General features: G+C 41.6%; 17 protein-coding genes. 6 read left to right on the top strand and 11 right to left on the bottom strand.

Features of this window, described 5'->3' with window-relative positions:
* The first annotated feature begins 24 nt into the window (after window positions 1–24).
* Both tpiA and R9C00_14285 read left to right on the top strand, forming a co-directional pair.
* Window positions 25–786, top strand: coding sequence for a triose-phosphate isomerase (gene tpiA / locus R9C00_14290; protein WPO38626.1), 762 nt, complete (start codon window positions 25–27; stop codon window positions 784–786).
* Window positions 787–987: 201 nt separating this feature from the next.
* Window positions 988–1,644: a hypothetical protein gene (locus tag R9C00_14285; GenBank protein ID WPO38625.1), complete on the top strand. Its 657-nt coding sequence runs from the start codon at window positions 988–990 to the stop codon at window positions 1,642–1,644.
* Between the two features lie 152 nt (window positions 1,645–1,796).
* Here R9C00_14285 and R9C00_14280 read toward each other — a convergent pair whose 3' ends face one another.
* The 9 genes from R9C00_14280 to R9C00_14240 all read right to left on the bottom strand — a co-directional run bounded on the left by R9C00_14280 (window position 1,797) and on the right by R9C00_14240 (window position 9,360).
* Window positions 1,797–2,033: a hypothetical protein gene (locus R9C00_14280; GenBank protein WPO38624.1), complete on the bottom strand. Its 237-nt coding sequence runs from the start codon at window positions 2,031–2,033 to the stop codon at window positions 1,797–1,799.
* Window positions 2,034–2,237: 204 nt separating this feature from the next.
* A complete protein-coding gene (locus tag R9C00_14275; protein WPO38623.1) occupies window positions 2,238–2,552 on the bottom strand; it encodes a rhodanese-like domain-containing protein in 315 nt (104 codons plus the stop codon).
* 44 nt (window positions 2,553–2,596) lie between these two features.
* A complete protein-coding gene (locus R9C00_14270; GenBank protein ID WPO38622.1) occupies window positions 2,597–2,887 on the bottom strand; it encodes a rhodanese-like domain-containing protein in 291 nt (96 codons plus the stop codon).
* Between the two features lie 94 nt (window positions 2,888–2,981).
* Window positions 2,982–3,617 carry a Crp/Fnr family transcriptional regulator gene (locus R9C00_14265; GenBank protein WPO38621.1) on the bottom strand — a complete coding sequence of 212 codons (636 nt, stop codon included), beginning with the start codon at window positions 3,615–3,617 and terminating at the stop codon, window positions 2,982–2,984.
* A gap of 16 nt (window positions 3,618–3,633) precedes the next feature.
* Window positions 3,634–6,573 (bottom strand): hypothetical protein, encoded by a 2,940-nt coding sequence (locus tag R9C00_14260; GenBank protein ID WPO38620.1) that lies wholly within the window; start codon window positions 6,571–6,573, stop codon window positions 3,634–3,636.
* A gap of 170 nt (window positions 6,574–6,743) precedes the next feature.
* Window positions 6,744–7,355 carry a class I SAM-dependent methyltransferase gene (locus tag R9C00_14255; protein ID WPO38619.1) on the bottom strand — a complete coding sequence of 204 codons (612 nt, stop codon included), beginning with the start codon at window positions 7,353–7,355 and terminating at the stop codon, window positions 6,744–6,746.
* 90 nt (window positions 7,356–7,445) lie between these two features.
* Window positions 7,446–8,102 (bottom strand): hypothetical protein, encoded by a 657-nt coding sequence (locus R9C00_14250; protein WPO38618.1) that lies wholly within the window; start codon window positions 8,100–8,102, stop codon window positions 7,446–7,448.
* A complete protein-coding gene (locus tag R9C00_14245) occupies window positions 8,102–8,881 on the bottom strand; it encodes a hypothetical protein (GenBank protein WPO38617.1) in 780 nt (259 codons plus the stop codon). Before R9C00_14245 ends, R9C00_14250 begins: the two co-directional genes overlap by 1 nt.
* Entirely contained in the window at window positions 8,860–9,360 is a 501-nt protein-coding gene (locus R9C00_14240; protein WPO38616.1) for a hypothetical protein, read from the bottom strand. Before R9C00_14240 ends, R9C00_14245 begins: the two co-directional genes overlap by 22 nt.
* A gap of 194 nt (window positions 9,361–9,554) precedes the next feature.
* Between R9C00_14240 and R9C00_14235 the strand changes: the two genes are divergently transcribed.
* Window positions 9,555–11,825: a two-component regulator propeller domain-containing protein gene (locus tag R9C00_14235; GenBank protein ID WPO38615.1), complete on the top strand. Its 2,271-nt coding sequence runs from the start codon at window positions 9,555–9,557 to the stop codon at window positions 11,823–11,825.
* A 1,481-nt stretch (window positions 11,826–13,306) separates the two neighbouring features.
* Here R9C00_14235 and R9C00_14230 read toward each other — a convergent pair.
* Together R9C00_14230 and R9C00_14225 are read right to left on the bottom strand one after the other, a co-directional pair.
* Window positions 13,307–15,094, bottom strand: a complete 1,788-nt coding sequence (locus R9C00_14230; GenBank protein ID WPO38614.1) for a DUF6119 family protein — start codon at window positions 15,092–15,094, stop codon at window positions 13,307–13,309.
* Window positions 15,095–15,324: 230 nt separating this feature from the next.
* Entirely contained in the window at window positions 15,325–15,507 is a 183-nt protein-coding gene (locus R9C00_14225) for a hypothetical protein (protein WPO38613.1), read from the bottom strand.
* A gap of 857 nt (window positions 15,508–16,364) precedes the next feature.
* Between R9C00_14225 and R9C00_14220 the strand changes: the two genes are divergently transcribed.
* From R9C00_14220 to R9C00_14210, 3 genes are all read left to right on the top strand, one after another.
* A complete protein-coding gene (locus tag R9C00_14220; GenBank protein WPO38612.1) occupies window positions 16,365–17,012 on the top strand; it encodes a hypothetical protein in 648 nt (215 codons plus the stop codon).
* A gap of 310 nt (window positions 17,013–17,322) precedes the next feature.
* Entirely contained in the window at window positions 17,323–18,210 is an 888-nt protein-coding gene (locus R9C00_14215) for a DUF1080 domain-containing protein (protein WPO38611.1), read from the top strand.
* A 175-nt stretch (window positions 18,211–18,385) separates the two neighbouring features.
* Window positions 18,386–19,318 (top strand): nucleoside hydrolase, encoded by a 933-nt coding sequence (locus R9C00_14210; protein WPO38610.1) that lies wholly within the window; start codon window positions 18,386–18,388, stop codon window positions 19,316–19,318.
* The last annotated feature ends 206 nt before the right edge of the window (window positions 19,319–19,524 follow it).

Raw genomic sequence — 19,524 nt, 5'->3', positions numbered from 1 at the left:
AGCTACCCTAACTAATTTTTTGAAATGAGAAAGAAAATCGTTGCAGGAAACTGGAAAATGAACTTGGATAAAGAAGCAGCTGAAAGCTTGGCTTCTGAAGTAGTGAACATCGCCAAAGATGAAGTACCTTCCGATGTGACCGTAATCATGGGCGCTCCGTTCATCCACCTTTCCAAAGTGAGAAACTTGGTGCCTGCTGGAAAAAATATATGTGTGAGTGCACAAGATTGCAGCAGCAAAGAGTCTGGTGCTTTCACGGGAGAAATCTCTGCTCCAATGCTGAAGTCTTATGGAATTGAGTACGTAATCTTGGGCCATAGTGAAAGAAGACAATATTGGAACGAAAGCAACGAATTGTTGGCTGCAAAAACCGATGCTGCTTTGGCAAGTGGTTTGAAGCCTATCTTCTGTTGTGGCGAGTTGCTAGAAGAGCGCCAAGCTGAAAAGCAAGATGAAGTAGTAGGCAAGCAATTGGCGGAAGGTCTTTTCCACCTAAGTGCAGAAGCTTTTGCCAATGTAGTGATTGCTTATGAGCCAGTTTGGGCTATTGGAACTGGTGTGACCGCATCTTCGGCACAAGCGCAAGAAATGCACGCTTCTATCCGTAAGATGATTGCTGGGAAATATGGCCAAGAAGTAGCTGATGCAACTTCTATCCTTTATGGTGGTAGCTGTAACCCTAAGAATGCGGAAGAGCTTTTTGCTTGCCCAGATGTGGACGGCGGCTTGATCGGTGGCGCATCTCTTAAGTCAAGAGATTTCATTGCAATCTGCAAATCTTACTAATTGCTTCAAAAAGCTTTTGGAAATAGTAGATAGTAAGGAACGCTTCGGCGTTCCTTTTTTATTTTTCTAAGATAGAAAAAACATCCTGCTAAATACACTAATCAGGATTGGTTCGGTATAATAATTGAATATGTTTTTACAACTAAACTCACCTCAAACGCTACTAACTTATTTTTTCTATACTACCTAACTTAAAATCGAATGAAAAACACTCTATTTGTAATTGCCATTCTATCTATTGTGTGTTTTGCTAGATGCACAGAAGAGAAAGGCTCTTCGGAAGCAAACGAGGCGGAAGAAACAGTAAATACCGAAGAAGAGGCAGCCTGGGCAACTGAAGAGGAGGTGCAACCTCTTGGGCAACGTTTTCCAATTTTGTTAGATACCATTAGGGCTACAAAAGAGTTGGCAATAGCATCTGAAAACGAGAAAGTGCACACTACCAAAATGCTGATAGAAGAGCTGGAAAGCGTAGTAGAAGGCTATGACCCTCAGTTATTGGCAAAGCTGAAGGCGGTGAGCAAGGAGGTAGAGCAATCGCTGTATTCGGATGCTACTATGCAAGATACAACAGTAATGGTACTTTATGACGATAACTGCACTAAGCTAGTTGGCTTACTTTCGGAGCTGGCAAACGAAACGCCTGACTTTGCGAAGTACAGTAGGGCAAATATTTTGGTTACAGATATTAGACAAGCTTATAACTCCGATTTCTTTATTCGTAAGAATTACAATGCTTTGGTATTGGAATATAACAATTTATTGAAGGAAAATAGGGAGGAAGTACTTGCTGTAAACCCAAGTTATGATTCGCTGGAAGTGCTTCCTTATTTTTATGAAGAGCCAGTGGTGATGTAGTTTGTTTGCAAGACGGGCTTCCTATAAAAAAAGTGATAGATAACCATCTATCACTTTTTATTTGCAATTACTTCGAATAATCTCACTAATGTGCTTGAAGTAATTGATACCCATGGATACAACTTACGCTGAATCCCACTTATCTTTATTTCTTATCTGCCGAGGTGTTGGTTTTTGGCATTCTCGTTTTTTGGAGCTATCTCACAGTTTCCTGTAGTACATGCGCCTCCGCCACACTTCACGTTGGCTATGCCTTGGTACAGCACAATCCCTCCAACAATCATCATAAATACCTCATTGGCGGCAAATCCGTTTGCCAAGGCAATAGAACCTAAAGCAACTCTGAAAATTCGCATAACCGACCAATTCTTTAACAGTAATTCTTTCATCTTATCGTTTAAATATCTTCTTCCAAAAAAAAGCTGCCTTGCCAAAGGCACACATTCTGACTAAACCCATTTATCCAAAATATACCAGTTGAATGGAGGCAGCTTTAAGAAATCAAACACTTTTAAGGGCATAAACCCAAACCCTTAAAAAAGATTAATATTGGTGCGAATCACTGCACCTATTTTTACACAAAAGATGATCCTTTATCTTTTCAGGTTGTTAACCCTACCCCAGCTTCCACCGTTGTAGACCTCTTCTAACCCGTTTTTCCTCAAGATAGATGCCGCCGAACCGCTTCGCATGCCCGAGGCACAGCAAGTGATGATTGGCTTGTTGTATTTCTTGATCTTATCAATGTTAGCACTGACCTTGTCTAAGGGGATATTTACCGAGCCTTTTACATGCCCGCTTTTGTATTCCCCAGGGGTGCGCACATCTATGATTACTGCTCCTTGGCTTATCACTTCGCCCAAATCGACACTTGGTCCACCGAGCATTTTCTTCAAAAATCCGAACATTTATCTACAAGTTAGGTATGTTAAATTGAGTTGCTAGAAGGGGTTTACTGAACTTCACCTGATTTTACATATTGAACCTCTTGCCAAGGACCACCATTATGAACATCATCAACGCCTTGCTGTTGCAAGAAACCGGTTGCTTGCCCACTTCTATTACCAGAAGCACAACACAGCACTAGCGGTTTAGCCATTGTTTTGAATTCATCTATTCGCTCAGGAAGTTCGTGAAGAGGAATGTTGATGGAGTCTTCGCAATGACCCATTTGATATTCCATTTCGCTTCTTACATCTACAATTGTTGCCTTTCCCGATGCTATCGATTGCTCCAAATTCATGATTGTACCTATTTAAGTTGTTGTTCTATTTTCTTAATGATGATACAAAACTAATAGGAGTGCCCATGGGGGTCAGTGATAAAAATCACACAAGTCAATTTATCGAGATTTTATTTCTTCCAAGCTTTATTTTTCCATGCTTTTCCAGTTGTTTCAGTAGGCGAGAAATTACTTCCCGTGAGGTATTTAGCTCAGTAGCAATTTCCTGATGGGTAATGTTTAATACTTTGGGTGTTAGCCCTCTTGATCTTTCGTCTAAGTATCTTTCCAAGCGCTCGTCCATTTTGAGAAAAGCGATGGCATCTACCGTTTTTATCAATTCTTCAAAGCGATAGTTGAAAGTCATCATCACCATATTTTTCCATGAAGGGTAAGTACTCGTCCATTCGTCCATGTAGCGGATAGGAATGGCTATGAGCCAAGTTTCTTCTTCGGCAGTGGCCCTTATTTGGCTTTTTTCCTGCCGCATGCAGCAGTTGAGGGAAAAAGCACAAGTTTCTCCTTCGCCGAGGTAATAGAGAAATAGCTCGTTGCCTTCACCATCTTCCCGCATCACTTTTACTTTTCCTTGGATCACCAGTGGGACAAATTTTACATAGCTTCCAAAGCGGATGATATCTTCACCAGCTTTTGCCGACATAAGCTTGCCGTGTTCCACTATTTTTTCTGCCAAGCCTGGCTCAGCCAAAGCGGGATATTGTTTTTTTATCAGTTCAGTGTCTAAATACATTTTCTTGTTTCAAATTCTAAAAACCAACAGTAAGCAAAATAACATCAATTTTATGCTGATCATTTTCCGAATTGGAGTCGAGTAGGTAACTATAGCGAACACCAGCCCCTAATTCGATAAGGCGGAGTGCCCTAAAATCGAAGATCAATTCTACTCCGGCAGATCTGTTAACTGTAGTTAGTTCCCGAGTTTCGCCCTCAACAGCCCCATTAAAATCGCTTGGTAGATCAGCCGCATTCATTTTATTAAGAAAAGCTGATGAGTAGTCAAAAAACAGGTTTGTCCTTATTCGTTTGATAAAAGCCAAAGAGCCAAGTGCGAGGTCTGGATAGATCAAAGGGAAGCCGTAATTTGCAGAGAGCCTATAAATCTGATCGAAAGGCACAAATTGGTTGTACCCCCTTGCATAAGTAAAGTCATCTCTGAATTTATAACTGTCCGTAAACCCTTCTTGCTTATAGTTACCTATAAAGAAAAGGCTATGATCTAGCAAAAGACCGGGAAAATAGAAAGTGCCATTAGCAGTTAAGGTCCCTCCTTCATTATTCGTTGTCCCCACCGTCTGTTTGAATGAAACATCTATCATCTGCCCCCACCTAGGGTGGAATTGCCTTCGGCTTCTGGTTAAAAGGTTAGTATAGTCAAGCTCTAGGTCAACAGCCCCAAAGCTTCCACTTCTCCGCAATTCTGTGCCGTCAAAATTTAAGCCTGTAGGCTGATAATCGACATCCAAAAAGTGCCCAAGTGCAGTGAAAGAAAGGTTAGAAAAATAGTTGCCGTGGGTAAGGTTAAAAGGCAAGGTAAAGCCCGCATAGAAATCGTTTTCTTTCCACTTTTTGTTATAAAAAGCGATATCAGGGTCTCCATTTGAGTCTTCAAAAACATATGGATTGCCTCTCGTTCTTTCTCCTCCAAAGTCAACCCCTGCTTTCAGCACTGGGAAAAACTGCCCGTAACTCAGGTTAAAGAAATAGCGGGTGTTGTTTTCGTTTACATTGTAATTCAAGCCCAGCCGTGCGCTTAGCGTAGAGAATTTATTATCGAATTGGAGCTGCGCCGTGTAGTTTGGGTGAAAAGGAATGGGCTGAAAGCTGTGCAAATAGATCAACCCATTAGTTTGCTTGTACTTAGAAACAGAAAAGGTTTCGTCAGGAATATTTTCCAGCGCAGACCCACCTATTTGCTCGGCAAGTTCCTCATGGAAATTGATAGGAGCAGGCGCTTGCTTTGCATCTATCACTGGCCACATGGCAGGTTGCACGGCTATTTTTTTGAGTTTGTAACCTTTTGCGGTGAACTCGGTAAAGACCAAATCCTTACCATCGGCAGAGACAGTAGGTTCATATGCCCCTATCTTATTTGCAGTAAGCTGGTACACATCTCCCGAAGAAGCGCGCACGGCAAATATGTTGTTCACCCCTGTGTACGCTCCCGAAAAGTACACAAAGTCTCCTTTGGGAAAAGGGTAGGTCATTTGGGTAACTCCCCAAGGCAAAAGTTCTCTATAGTCATCTGTTTGGGTGTTTACCAAGAGCATGGCCTGCTGGTTATCTTTCTGGGCAATGGTCACTACGGTTTTCCCATCTTCCAACCATTTTGGTTGAGAGAAAAAATAATTATCAGGATTGGCTACTTTGTGGAGCACCGCTCCCGTTTCCGTGCTTAGCACCACCAAGGCATTCTCCCCCGAAGCTTCGGTGGCGGCAACTACTATCTTGGTAGCATCGGGCGAAAGGGCAGGAGTGAAGTATTTGCTTTGCTTGGTAAGTGTTTTCTTTTTCTTGGTAGAAAGGTCATATATTTTGATCACCGAAAAATCTTTACTTCCCCAGCGTACGTCAAATGTTTGTTCAGCCCACACTATTTTGTTTTTGGCTGTGGAAAGAGCAATGTTGTTTCCATTATTCAATCCCGGTTTTATTATCACTTCTTCCTTGCCATTTTTGTCAATTCTAACAAAACTTCGGATGTGGTTAAACCCGCTTTTTTCCACCAAGAGATCTCCGTTTTCTAGGAACTGGGGAACGTTGTAACTGGTGACTATCTTTGTGCTTTTTGTGCTGATATCTAAAGGAAGGCTTAACTGTGGTTGGGCAACAGGGTCTGACCAAATACTATCCAAGCTTCGCATGGTTTGCATGTAGAGGTCTTTTGTCTTTAGGCCGGTGTGTTTCTTTAAATTTCTGCTAAGCGGATAAAATAATCCTTTGTATTTGGCAGCATCTTCATAAACATTATTCCATATTTCTTTTCCGTACAGCCTTCGGGCATTTCCCACCATATAATACCCCAAAGTATAATGGTTGGGCACAAAATCTTTGAGCGAACCAGCTGAAGCTTTTTCATAATTGTAGAATTTCTTTTGCTCAAAAACAGCTCGATATTCCATATCGAAAAGCGGGTTCCTTCCTCGGCCTGCCGTGCTCAATGCCGTTTCTTCTACCACGGCATCGCCTTCGCTAAACCAGCGGGGAATAGCAGTAGCCCTCATCAGTGCAAGCCCGTTTTCCCCAAACACCCAAGTGACCGCCTTGGAGATTCCTTTCTTAGCATTGAAATTTTGGTTCACGTGCCTGTATTCGTGGATAGCCAAAAGATCCAGCCAATCGCCAGTTCCCAAAAAGCTCTGCTGCGGAGGTGTCATGTAAAATTCCGACCTGAAAGGTGCCAAGGCTACAAAACCGTTGGAAACAGTGGTCTGGTTTTGTAAAAAGATAGTTACTTTCCCATTTTCCTCTCCTAAGGTTTCCAAGTGATTGTCGTGCAGGTAATGTGCCAAGTTGGCTACACGCTGGGCTTTTTCTTCCTGCCCTTGTTGAAATACAACTTGCACCTTGTCTGTGTTTATCTGCTGCCACTTGAGCGAGGGCGGATTCAGACCCAACGGATAGGTTTGGGCAAAAGAAAGAGGAAGGAAAGCGACTAGGAAAAGTAGGATAGCGAGGAAATGCTTCATGGAAAAGTAAGTGTTTATCTTCATAAAAAATTGACACGGGAATTTTGAGAAAAGTTAAATGATTCTTCTAAAGAATCTAAAAAATGAATGGAAAAGTTTTGGGGGAGGGGGAAATGCTTTCCAAAAAGTATGAAAGAGGGGGCAAAAGGGTTAGAAGTAAAATCTTAAGCTTACTTTTTCTTCCCCAAAACTCTGATGACGGAGCTTGTGCCATCATGGTAAATACCTTCGTGCAATGCTACTTCTTTTTCTTCAAGGGTTACAAATTCTAGGTCGGGAAAAAGTTGGACAACCTCTTCGGTGGAAAAGAGCATGTCTATGTTTTTAGGGCCGCCAGCATATTCGTTTGCCGCTTGGTATGTTAATTGGTTTTTACTGAAAACCTCAGCAATGAGCGCACCTCCTTTTTTCAGGTAAGTGCTTAGCGTTTTGTAATAGGTAGCTTGCAAATGAGGGGGAAAGTGGGCAAATACAATTCCGATGGCATCGAAAGATCCCTCTTCAAATGAGATTTTGCTAAACTCAGCTAGGTGGTAATCTATGCTTACCCCTTGTTTTTGGGCTAGCGCTTCTGCTTTAGCTTTACCAACTTTGCTGATGTCGAAAGCGGTGACTTCCCAACCTATCTTGGCGGCAAATACAGCATTTCTACCTTCGCCTTCGGAGGGCAATAAGATCTTGCCAGGTTCAAGTTGCAAGAGTTGTTCTTTAAAATATTCGTTTGGAGCTTCTCCGTAAGCGTATTCTTTAGATGAATAGCGGTTATCCCAATGTTCTTTCATAGAAGTACTTAACGTTTTAATTCACCAAGCGAAAATAGGTCATTTGCAGCATGAAATTATTTCATGCTGCAAAATATTGGATAACTTCCTCTAAATAAAGAATCCAAGCCGAACCCCGCCGGTCAAGATAATTCCCGAATAGCCAAAGTCAATCCATTCGTCATTGAAGAAATCGACTAGGTTCCCCTCCTCGTCCATAGAATACCGCAGGCCAATTCCCCCATAAGGGTTGAGGATGAAATTGCTGAAATTAAGCTGGAGACCAAAATTAGCATCAGCACCAAGTCTATTGATACGAGTTTTGACCTTGCCCTCTTCAAACCGGATATAGCTCACGTCTTCTTCGGTGTATTCTACCGGAACTTGCTCAATGTCGATTAGCGAAAAAGATTGGTAGGTTGGCCCCGTTGAAAAGTAAAGCGAAACCCTCGGCAAACCATTTGGGTTTTCCTTCACAGAATAATGCAAGAATTTTTTATAATACAGGTTTAGGCCTATTCCTCGCAATTCATCAAAACCGGTGAAATTATCGTTGGTGTTCGAGAAATAAACTTGAGGTGAGAAGATAAGCCATTTGTTGCTGTCTTTTAATTTCCGCTCATAATCTATCCTGATACCCGAAACGGCAGCATATTGGGGCAGGATCAGTACTGCTTGTTTTTGATTTTTGAAAGGGTCTGTATTGCTTTGCCCAAAACTTGCCTGAAGGATAAATAATTGAATAAAAAGCAGGTATAAATATCTCATTATAAGTAGGTGTAGTAGCTTAACTGTTGTAGGTTATCGATGTCAAATTGGTAGAAGCCTTCCTCGGCTGTTACCAAGAGTTGATTGCGATGGTAAATGATGTCATTTGCCTGTATGCCCTGAATTTGATCGATTAGAACGGGGTTGCGCTGGTCGCTCACATCATAAACTTTAACCCCTTCGTCGCAAACATAAAGCATGTTACCATGCAGCGCCAAGCCTTTTGGGTTCGACATGTTCACCTGAGTGATAAGTTGTGGATTAGTTATGTCGGTCATGTCCAAAACTTGTAGTTCATTGATTGCCCTTCGGCAAGCAGTACCTTCCCTCAAGGTGAGGTAAGCATATTTCCCATCAGTAACTACCGGATCGCATGCAACGATGTGCTGGTAGTCGGAAATATACCTTGGCGATGCTGGTGAAGATACATCGTAGATAAAAACGCCGCTTTGCGTGCCCAAGAGCAAGAGGTTTTGGAAAGGGAAAATGGTTTCTACGCCCCACCCAACCTGAATGGTATTGATCAACTTAGAATCGCTTTCATTCCGAGTGTCAAAAACCATTAGGTTTTCAGTGTCCACCACATACAAATAATCATTTTTGAGGGCAAATGTAGCCGTAGAGCCTCCTTTGGAAGTCGATGGATTGCTTACATCAAAACTTGCATCTCCACTTTCGCAGGAAGTAAGGCTTAGTAATGGCAGAATAAGAAAAGTTATAAGATATATTTTATTGAGATGTTTCATGTCGGTAGGTGTTACTTGTTGTATAATTCCCATCTTACAATGACTGAGTTTTCAGGCCTGTTCTTTTCAAAGTCGGAGTTGCTCCAGCCCTCGGGCGACTCAAGTTCTGGGAGTACACTTCTGTTTCTGCTTACTACGGAGACAGATTGGAAATTGGGAGAGGTTTTGATGCCGATAAGATCGACTGCATTGTTGGCAAAAATGATATCGCCCTTCACAGCTACATCTGTGCAGCCATCTATGTGGATGAAACCTATCTTTTTGGGTTGGGTAGGGGTGGTATTATCTATCAGGTGAATCCCCTTGTATTTCTCTATTACAAAAATATACTGGTCTTGTACCCATATTTTCCCAGGGGTTTTGATTTCCCTAGCGGGCTTCAGTTGTACGGCCTTTTCCATCTCACTTCGGAGCATAAGGACGGGTTCGTATAGAGAGCCTGGGTCTGTAAAGGAAAGAAAAAAGGCTAGGGGCAGGAGTAGAAATAGCCATTTGAGTTTAAAATGCTTCATGAGTAGAGTTAGGTTGATTTAGTGCTAAAGTAAGGACAACTTAAAAGGGAATTAGGTTGATGGCATTGTTAAAAAACACAGAAAATTAAACATGCTTTAACATAGTCAAGGAGAGTAATAGTCTTTCCATCTTTTATTTCCTGTTTCCTGTCTTACTTTTGTCTTTGAAAAACTAAGCACCTATTATAAACTACATGAAATTCATTCAGGCCATCATACTCAGTTTGTTCATTGGAACTTCCCTCCAAGTGTTTGCCCAGTCGAATATCCCTGTGGGTAGTTGGCGGGTACACCTAACGTACCACAAAGGTTCAAAACTGACCATGGGCGACAATAAAGTGTATTGTGCCTCTGGAAATTCTCTATTCTTTTTAGATCAGGAAGATAATAGTTTGAATGTACTCTCTAAAGTGGATGGGTTGAGCGATTCGCAAGTAGCTGCGCTGGGATATTCGGAAACACTGAAAACTTTGGTGATCGGCTATCAAAATGGCAACATCGATTTGATGAACGAAGAAGGCATTGTCAACGTCCGATCCATTCTCAATAGTGATTTTGATGATAAAACAATTCATCACCTCAGCATCAATGGGAAATACGGCTATTTCTCCACGGGCTTTGGGGTAGTTATCCTTGACTTGGCTACTTACCGCATCAAAGATACTTATAACAACATAGGCCCAGAGGGTGCTGAAATTGAGGTACTCTCTACTACATTTGGTGCAGACAGTATTTTCATAGCAGCCGATCATGGGCTAATGGTTGGTTCTTTATCGGAAGATGTAAATCTCAAAGATTATACAAACTGGCGGGTGGTTGCCCAGAGCGCTAACGAGATTCAACACGCTTCTTTTTTTGATGGGAAATGCTATTTCACCCAAGAAAACGATGGATTGTATAGCTATGTAAGTGGAACGGTTTCCAATACAAGCATCGCTTCAGGAAAAATGTACAAAAGCTTGACTTCAAATGCAGAAGAGTTGTTTCTTTCAACAGGAGAAGAGGTATTTTTGATAGATAAAAGCGAACAGGTAGATGAGCTGAAAGCAGATGATTGGCCAGCTCCTTTCGATGCCTTCCCCGATGCCTCGGGAAACCTTTGGGTAGCCGACCAAGAGCGTGGTTTGTTAAAGGTTTCAGAAGGGGTAGTTGAAAAATATACGCCTTCTGGCACTTTTGACCCTTCCGTTTTCAAATTGAACTTTTTCCGCACGAAGGTGATGGCGCTGTCGGGAGGATATGACGAAGACATGGTGCCCTCTGGGAATTTTTCTGGTTATTATGTTTTTGATGAAGATGGGACATGGGAGAATTTTACTTCGCAACCAAATTTTATTGGAGCGACCCCTATTCCCCAAACGTCAGATTTGGTAGCCAGCAAGATCAACTTCTCTGATGGGCTAGTATATTTAGCAAGTTTTGGTGACGGCTTGCTTAGCTGGAACCAAGAAGACAATACTGTCTCCTCCGTTCCCAATTCCCCCATAGTTTCGGACTTCCAAGGAAATAAATTTGTTTCGGGAATGAACGTGGGGAATGTAGGCGACCTCTGGTTTGCCAACTACAACGTTCCAGAAGGCTCGCCATCTTTCCATAGACTCAATGCAGATGGAACATGGGACTCTTTTGCCTTCGATGCCACGCTTTCCCGCTTTCCACTGGAGGTTTTGGTTGATGATTTTAGTTCTGTTTGGTCTATTGTGAGCCCGGCGAGGGGTGGGGGACTTTTCGTCTTCAACGAGGACTTGGATAAAAGCCGCTACCTAACAGAAGGGTCGGGCTTTGGGAACTTGCCCAATGGGAATGTGAATGCCTTTGCCAAAGATATCAACGGAAGCATCTGGGTGGGGACCGATGATGGCGTTGCGGAGTTCTTTAACCCCGGCGGAGTGTTCGATTCCTCTTCGGGCGATGCGACCATTCCCCGCTACGAGGGCAGGAGGCTGCTGGAAGGGGAAAAGGTAACCGCTATGGAAGTAGACGGTGGCAACCGCAAGTGGATAGGCACGCTCAACGGTGCATGGCTCTTCAGTGACGACGGCTCGGAGCTCATTTCCTTTTTCGACGAAGACAACAGCCCGCTGCTCTCCAATACCATCATAGATATTGAAACAAATCCCTTAACAGGAGAGGTCTTTTTCGCTACTGATAAGGGGATTATCTCATACCGAGGAACGGCTACTTCGGCTACCTACGAGCATAGCAATGTAAAGGTATTCCCCAATCCTGTGCTGCCAAGTTTTGGGGGCTTGATTAGTATTTCGGGCTTGAGCTACAACGCTACGGTCAAGATCACCGATATTGCGGGCAAGCTTATTTGGCAAACACAAGCTGCGGGAGGCACTGCTACCTGGAACGGGGCAAACTACAACGGCCAACGTGCGCAAACAGGCATCTATCTGGTCTACAGTGCTTCTGAAGACGGGCAAGAAACACACGTAGCCAAGATCGCTTTTATCAATTGAGAAGGAGAGATAGTGAGGGAAGGCTTATTATGATACATTAAGTGGAGAAAGAATCAATGACAAGAATAGTTTAAGCTAAAACCGAACAGGTAAACTATAAATCGGTTCATCAGATTTACTCTGTTGAACTACTGATTTCATTTGGGCAAAGGATTTAACTGCCTAAATACCCCATAATACCCACGTGCCATTTTAATAAAATTCACAAAATTTAGAATTTACCCTTGCCAAGAACCCAAAAATGTACCCGCAAGGGCAAATAACCCTTCATACGGCTCAGAAAAGAAGAAAAAAGGCAATAAAAAGGAGCAAAAAGGAAAAAATATTGAGTATATCGTCTTTCGTAAGTCTAATAACGGCTTTGATTTTTCATATTTCGGGAAAAATAAGACGTTCATCGGCACAAATATTTCATATATCGTCTTTGATTTTTCATATTTCAGAAGAAATATCTCTTTCTCCGGCATTAAAAAGTCCTTGTTTGGCACCAAAAAGTAGTCGTCCGGCAGTAATATGTAGTTGTTTTGGGTTTGTAAGTTTTAGATCTGATGAGGAAATAAGCACATAAGAATTTTGAAGATATATTTCCAAATAGCTTCTAAGGCATCCCGAAAAAAGTTGACACAAATTGTGTCGCTAATGAAAGAAGAAAAAGGACACTGCAAGCCTTATGCATAGGACAGAAGTCATTATAGAGCTTTCCTTTTGAGGAGCAATGTGAGATTGAATAGTAGGAGGGAGAGGTTTCCACTCGACAGAGCCGAGCGGTTGAGCCCTTTTTTCGGAGCGGCACATACGTCGGAGTCGTTTCAGACGCCTCCTGACGTTCGGCGAAAGAAAGGTCGATAAGCGAACGTCGGGGGCGGTCTAAAACGACCCCGACGGGGCAACCCCAAACCAGTATCATCCCAAGAAAAAACCGAGTCATGCCGGGCTACGACCCGGTATCTCCCCCCGATACACCAACTGACATTGCGGAACTTAGGTTCTTTCAATCAAGCGTGTTGTTTTACTCGGCCGCAGCTGTCAAGCTTTGGCATGATGAGGGTTATGAATTGGGCATCCCCGCCCAAGGTAGCCAGAGGCTACACTAATAGTTTCCACTCGACAGAGCCGAGCGGCATGGGAGGCGAACGTTGCTTTCTTCTTATCTGATAGAGGCAACAAAGGATTTGCTATTTGAAAGTTGAGATCCCATGGTTTGGAAGAATAAATGGAAGCTTATTATCAGAGAAAAAGAAGGAGTTTGTAAACAGAATAAGGAAGCCTTCGTAGCTTCCATTTAGATCAAAAGCTTAGACTTGCCTATTGGCTACAAATAAGATATTGTCATCTGAAAAGGGATGTTCTTGGAAATCTATATGATGAGTCCCTTTGTCCTTTGTGTATAAACTATGAGCAGGTTGAACCAGATTCTCTGCAATCCAAATAGTATAATATATAATGTCTTTTATTCATATTTACACAATTAAATTATTATGTTATTCTCTTTTTATTTCTATCACTTTAAGTGGGTAGTTATTGCCTTGCATATCCCTAATGCTTTGAATTATCGAAAATTTTGCAATGTTCGACTTAAACTCCTGAATGTCCTCAGATACTTTTTTATTAATCCTGTTGTGACAAAAGGCAATAACATAGATTATGTCCTTTTTAAATTTTAGTCGAAAATCTTCTACGGAAATGCTATTATACTCAAAATTGGTACTTTCCGAATAACGCCTATAGACAGTATTTACGAAATGAAAATCAGATTTTAGATCATTCCATAATCTATTTGCAGAAATCGAAACTTGGTTAGTCACATCTCTGATTTTAGCATCAAAACCCTCCTTTACGTGGATTAAGTAAATATTTTCATTGGTTTCATATAGCAAATCACACAACTCTATATTTTGCCCTAGCATTTTATCGAGAACTATAAAATTGTCTTCTTCAAGATATTCTAAATTGTACATTCCCTCATCTATATCCCTAAACCAGATTTTAGTCAGTGGGTTAGGGCTCAACTCATTTGATTGAAGCATTGAACTGCATTGTTCGTTAATAGTATCTATGAAATCCCCTCTTACCTTGTACCAGAGATTGTCAATAAGAAAGTAAGGGCTACCATTTACAGGAACCTCACAGGTTAAGTGGTTAATAAACATTGCCTCAGTTTTTTTCTCTTCACCTACAAAACCCCTGATTCTAACCCCTGAAAGATGTTTTATAAAACTCCAAGCGTCATGCTGATCTACAGTTTCATAGAGATATTTCAGGGTTTCATAATATAATCTTGTGCGATCTCGTGTTTCAAAAAATGGAGTTTTAGATCCTTTCTTATATGCCGAATAAATATCACATTCATAAAATAGATTCAACTTTTGCGGATGAACAAAGTCGAAATCCAAGTTGTTTACAGTGGTAGAACCAAGTGTATTCATTCTTACCATATCATTCCGCAAATGATCATAAAGGGCCATTTCTAAGCTATCTTTGCAAAATTTGGAATCCCTTATGCGTTCAAATCTACTTAAGGGTTTGCCCGTTCCATTTTTCTGTATTTCAACTAATTTCAATATTAATTCATGTGTCTGTTCGAATGACAGCTTCCATTTAAGGCAAAATGAAGAGCCAATTTCTAAATAGACATTCTCATCATCAAAATCAATAAAATCAAATATTGAGTCTTTTAAATCCTGCCTGAGTAATAAATAGAATTTGTTAGGAACTCTTCCAATTGATAATGAATCGATAAGTTTTTGTTCATTCCTATAGGTCTTCTGTTCTGAGGTTAAATTACCAGTAACTCCTCGTGACATTTGAGAATGTACAATATCATTATCAGGATCTGAAATTTTTTCATACAAGTCAAGCCCAAAGGAGTGGTTTATAAATTTCTTGATCACAGAAATTCCCTTACCACCAATTAGAACAAAAATCTCAGATTCAATAAGAATAAAAAGGGCGAAGGAAGTGCTCTGTATACTAAAATCATGTTGTTCAGTAATTTCTTTTGGAAGAAAACTCTTCCAGATGGATTCCTTATCAATTTCATTGAAAACATATAGTAAATAATTGATTGGTTCAATTTCTAAACTTGAACGCTGGTCTTCAAGTCCATATGGAGTCTCAAACCTCTTTTTATGATCCTTAATAATATGCTCAACAATTTCTTGAGTGTTAGATAAGTTTTCGAATTCGTAAAAGCCCGTATTTATTTGATAGACTTTTATATCGTGATGGCTTGATTGGATCATATTATTATCTTCTACCTGTTTGAGCATAATTTATATATCTGCCACTTACAATCTACCCACCAATAACATCATTTCAAAACTACTTTGTAGATATTAACACTATGCAGAAATTAATTGCACGTTACAAACAAAAAACAATTTTCCCCATTCTTTTTAGGGTTGCTAAAAAGAATGGAGAACTATGCCTTTAGGGTCTCTCGCTTTTTCATGCTTCTATTATTCCCTCGGTGTAGCCGTACCAAGTTTCTAGCTCTTCGTTACCCTGTTTCCAAACTTGGTACGATTCTCTTGCTTGTTATTGAGCCCCAGCCGCAGCTGTCAAGCTTTGGCATGATGAGGGTTATGAATTGGGCATCCCCGCCCAAGGTAGCCAGAGGCTGCACTAATAGTTTCCACTCGACAGAGCCGATCGGTTGTGCCCTTTTTTCGGAGCGGCACATACGTCGGAGTCGTTTCAGACGCCTCCTGACGTTCGGCGAAAGAAAGGTCGATAAGCGAACGTCGGGGCGGTCTGAAACGACCCCGACGGGCAACCTCAAACCAGTGTCATCCCAAGAAAAAACCGAGTCATACCGGGCTACGACCCAGTATCTCCCCCCGATACACCAGCTGGCATTGCGGAACTTAGGTTCTTTCAATCAAGTGTGTTATTTTACTCGGCCGCACCTGTCAAGCTTTGGTATGATGAGGGTTATGAATTGGGCATCCCCGCCCAAGGTAGCCAGAGGTTGTATTAATAGTTTCCACTCGACAGAGCCGAGCGGTTGAGCCCTTTTTTCGGAGCGGCACATACGTCGGAGTCGTTTCAGGCGCTTCCTGACGTTCGGCGAAAGGAAGGTCGATAAGCGAACGTCATCTCCCCTCGATACACCCGCAGGCATTGTAGAGCTTTCCTTTTGAGGATCAATGTAAGGCGGAATAATAGGCGGGAGATCCTGCATCAAGTGCAGGATGACTTGAATTGGGGAGATTGCAGAGGGTTTGAGGATGGAGAAGGATTATGTCCCTCTAAAATAGTTGATTCCTTAACAAATCTTACCTGATGGTTTGTTTCTTTTTCTAAAAAGTTCTCCGATAAAGTACTTGTATTATTGTAACAGTCAATAGACTTTTTTTGGGAGGAGGGTTGTTTTTGATGCGTATTGGTGTAATAGCTTGTAAAAGAATGGGTTGTAGTATTCTGTTTTGATGCTTGCTACTTTTTAAAATTGTGTACATGGGCTAATTTGCTGGATCACATTGCCTTGGGCTATGCGTTATTAAACCACTTATTAATTTTTCATTTAAACATACGTATATGGCTAAGAGCAACACAGTTACGGACAAAATGGAGGCAGTGAGGAAATTTATAGACCTTACGTTATCTGCCCCAAAAGAATTGGAAGCGGCTATTTCGGCCGGTTTTCCCAAAAAGGAGTTTGAGGAGAGACTCAAGCAATTTAAAACGATCGTAGAAAAGCGGCAAGAGCATTTGGTTGCTTTCGGCAGGAGGAAGTCTGCCACCAAGGCTTTTAGTGATGTGAAAGAATTACTTTGGGACCATACCACCCCTTTGGTAGATTTTGCGAAAAACATGTTTGAGGATGATTTTGATACTTATACTAAGCTGGGCTTGGGGAGTGAGCGTGAAAAGGGGTACAGCAAAATGAAATTTCAAACGTTTTTACTCTATTCGGAGATTCTAAAAGACAAGTCTATCATAGATGCCTTTGCCAAGAAGAAGATCACGCAAGCGTATATTGAAAAAGGCATGGCGTTCTATAACGAGATGTTGGATTTGAAGAAGTTCCAAGAAAGTGCCGAGTTGCTCCGCAGCGAGGAATATAACGAGTTTGACGAAGATAATGCGGAACTGGAGGCGTGGCATAGAAAAACCAAAAGGGTTATAAAAAGCTGGAAGAAGATTGCAGAAAGGTTGCCTGCGGAAGAACCAGCAGCTAAATAATGCGACTTTCATAAAACAAAAAACAACGACGACGTCACGTAGAGTGACGTCGTCGTTGTTTTTATAGCCCGACTTTTCAACTCGGTTTGCTATTTCTTAAAGTCAGGTAGTATAATTGAATTAGTAGCCAAGAATATTAGGTCAAATTAGAGAATAATTTTTCCTGAATCCTTCCATATTAGATTTTTTCTCTAACTTCCAGCTTCTGGAAAAGGTTAGGGGAAATATTCCATCGATTGCTATTTCCAAGTGACTGATTTCTAGCGTAGACTATTCGCAATATTTTATTAGTACCGATTAAACTTTAAATATGAAAACTGTAATGACTTTGCTGTTCTGTTTGGGAACAGCTATTATTTTGCCTGCCCAAGCTCAAAATTCATTTGAAATAAGTAAAAAATGGCAGCCTTTGCTCGATAAAGAGCTTTCTAACTTCGAGCTTTTTGTAGGAGTGCCCCACGAAACTGTGGAGATAAAAGGATATGAAACAAGTGCCAATGTGACGAAAGGAAAGCCCATAGGGTTGAACGATCCGCTGAATATTATGACTACGATAGAGGAGGACGGCGAGTTGGTGTTGAAAATAACGGGTGAGGTTTATGCTGGGCTTACTACGCTCCAAGAGTTTGGGGACTATCATTTGAAAGCTGAGTTTAAATGGGGCGAGAAAAAATGGGAGCCTAGGCTAAACCAAAAAAGGGATAATGGTATTTTGTACCACTGCCATGGGGAGCATGGCACATTTTGGAAGGTTTGGATGTCGAGCCTAGAATTTCAGGTCCAAGAAACGGATATGGGAGATTTTGTAGGCTTGGTACATGCAAGGGCAGATATTCGCTCTTCTAAGGTGAAGGATGGATTCTATCAGGTAACAGACGATAGCAAAGAATATATTACCTATGGCGGTGGAGGAGGAAACCCGGGCTATTGCCATATCAATAAGCATAATGAAAAACCTAACGGGGAATGGAACACGGTGGAGCTGATTTGCGTGGGCAGGAAAAGTATCCATGTGGTGAATGGAAAAGTGGTAATGGTAGTGGAAAATGCTCGCAAAGTAATAAATGGCGAAGAGATTCCTTTGAGCAAAGGAAAATTGCAGTTTCAGTCGGAAGCGGCTGAGGCATATTATAAAAATATAGAGATCAAATCGGTGAAGAAGTTCCCAAAGGAATATCAGAAGCAATTGGTTGATTGATAAGCTCTAATTAAACTCAGGGTCAAAAATGGTTTGTGAGCTATAATAGCCATTATGAGGCAAGTAAGTGACTTTTTGGATATAATTAGCGATGGGGGGTGTCTCAAAACGACCCCATCGCTCTGCTGTTATCTAGCGAATATATTGAGCCAACTTATAACACTAAATTAAAATAATGAAGAAACTTGTATTTATGGACCACGACGGAGGGATCGATGATCTTCTGTCCCTTCTTTTATTGCTCACTATAGATGAGATAGAGCTGATTGGCGTCTCTATCACTCCTGCCGACTGCTATTTGGAACCGGGCGTTGAGTCCAGTTACAAACTGTTGCAGTTGATGGGAAAAGAAAAAGATGTTCCATTGGGAAGGGGAGAATACCACGGGGTAAATGCTTTCCCGCCTGCATGGAGGGCGCAGCCCGAAGTGGTGAACTTTTTGCCGATGCTCATCAACCTTCCTCCTTCGCCAGATCCTTACGGTATCCCCAATGCGGTGGATTTGATGGTGGAGAAGATAAAGAATGCCAGCCAGCCTGTAAGCGTGCTTATGACCGGGCCATGTTCTAATTTGGTATTGGCTTTGGAGAAAGATCCTTCCATTAAAGAGAATATAGCCGAAGTAGTGTGGATGGGTGGCGCATTTGAAGTAGGAGGGAACGTGCAGACTTTCCAGCACAACGGAAGTGCGGAATGGAATGTGTTCTGGGATCCGATAAATGCAAAGAAGATGTTGGCGTATGAGCTTCCTCTAGTTTTTATTCCGCTAGATGTAACAAACCATGTTCCGGTGGGAAAAACTTTTTTATCGAGGCTTGCCAAGCAGGCTGAGTACAAATTATCTGACTTGACAGGGCAGTTTTGGGCAACTACCATTGATACTATTCCTAGCTATCATTACACCTATTATATGTGGGATATTTTGGCGACAAGCTATTTAGCATTGAAAGATAAGTTTGAAGTAGCCGAGGCTATGGTTGATATCAGCGTTCGGCCGCCAAACGAGGGGCAAACGCTCCTGACCAGCAGCGGTTACAAGGCAAAATATGCTTTTGATGTAGACCAAGAAGCTTTTTATGAATATATGCTCCAGCAGTTTAAGAGGTAATAATTCAGAAGGTTTACTGAAGAGCATGTTCGAGTTGTAGCTATTTTGCATGAAAGCTAAGCTCTGACATGCTCTGGTTTAAGTACCTAAACACAAAAGCAAGATTTTTTGTCCCGACGGGGAACTGCTTGCCTAACGAAAAAACAACCTCGCCCAAATGATTGTGGCTAGTTACTGGTTGCTCGTTGCTAGTTTTTTTAGTAATG

It is taken from the genome of Flammeovirgaceae bacterium SG7u.111 (assembly GCA_034044135.1).
In the GTDB taxonomy this organism is placed as follows: Bacteria; Bacteroidota; Bacteroidia; order Cytophagales; family Flammeovirgaceae.
The sequence above is the reverse complement of the archived record's forward strand: the minus strand, read 5'-3'. Positions and strand labels throughout refer to the sequence as shown.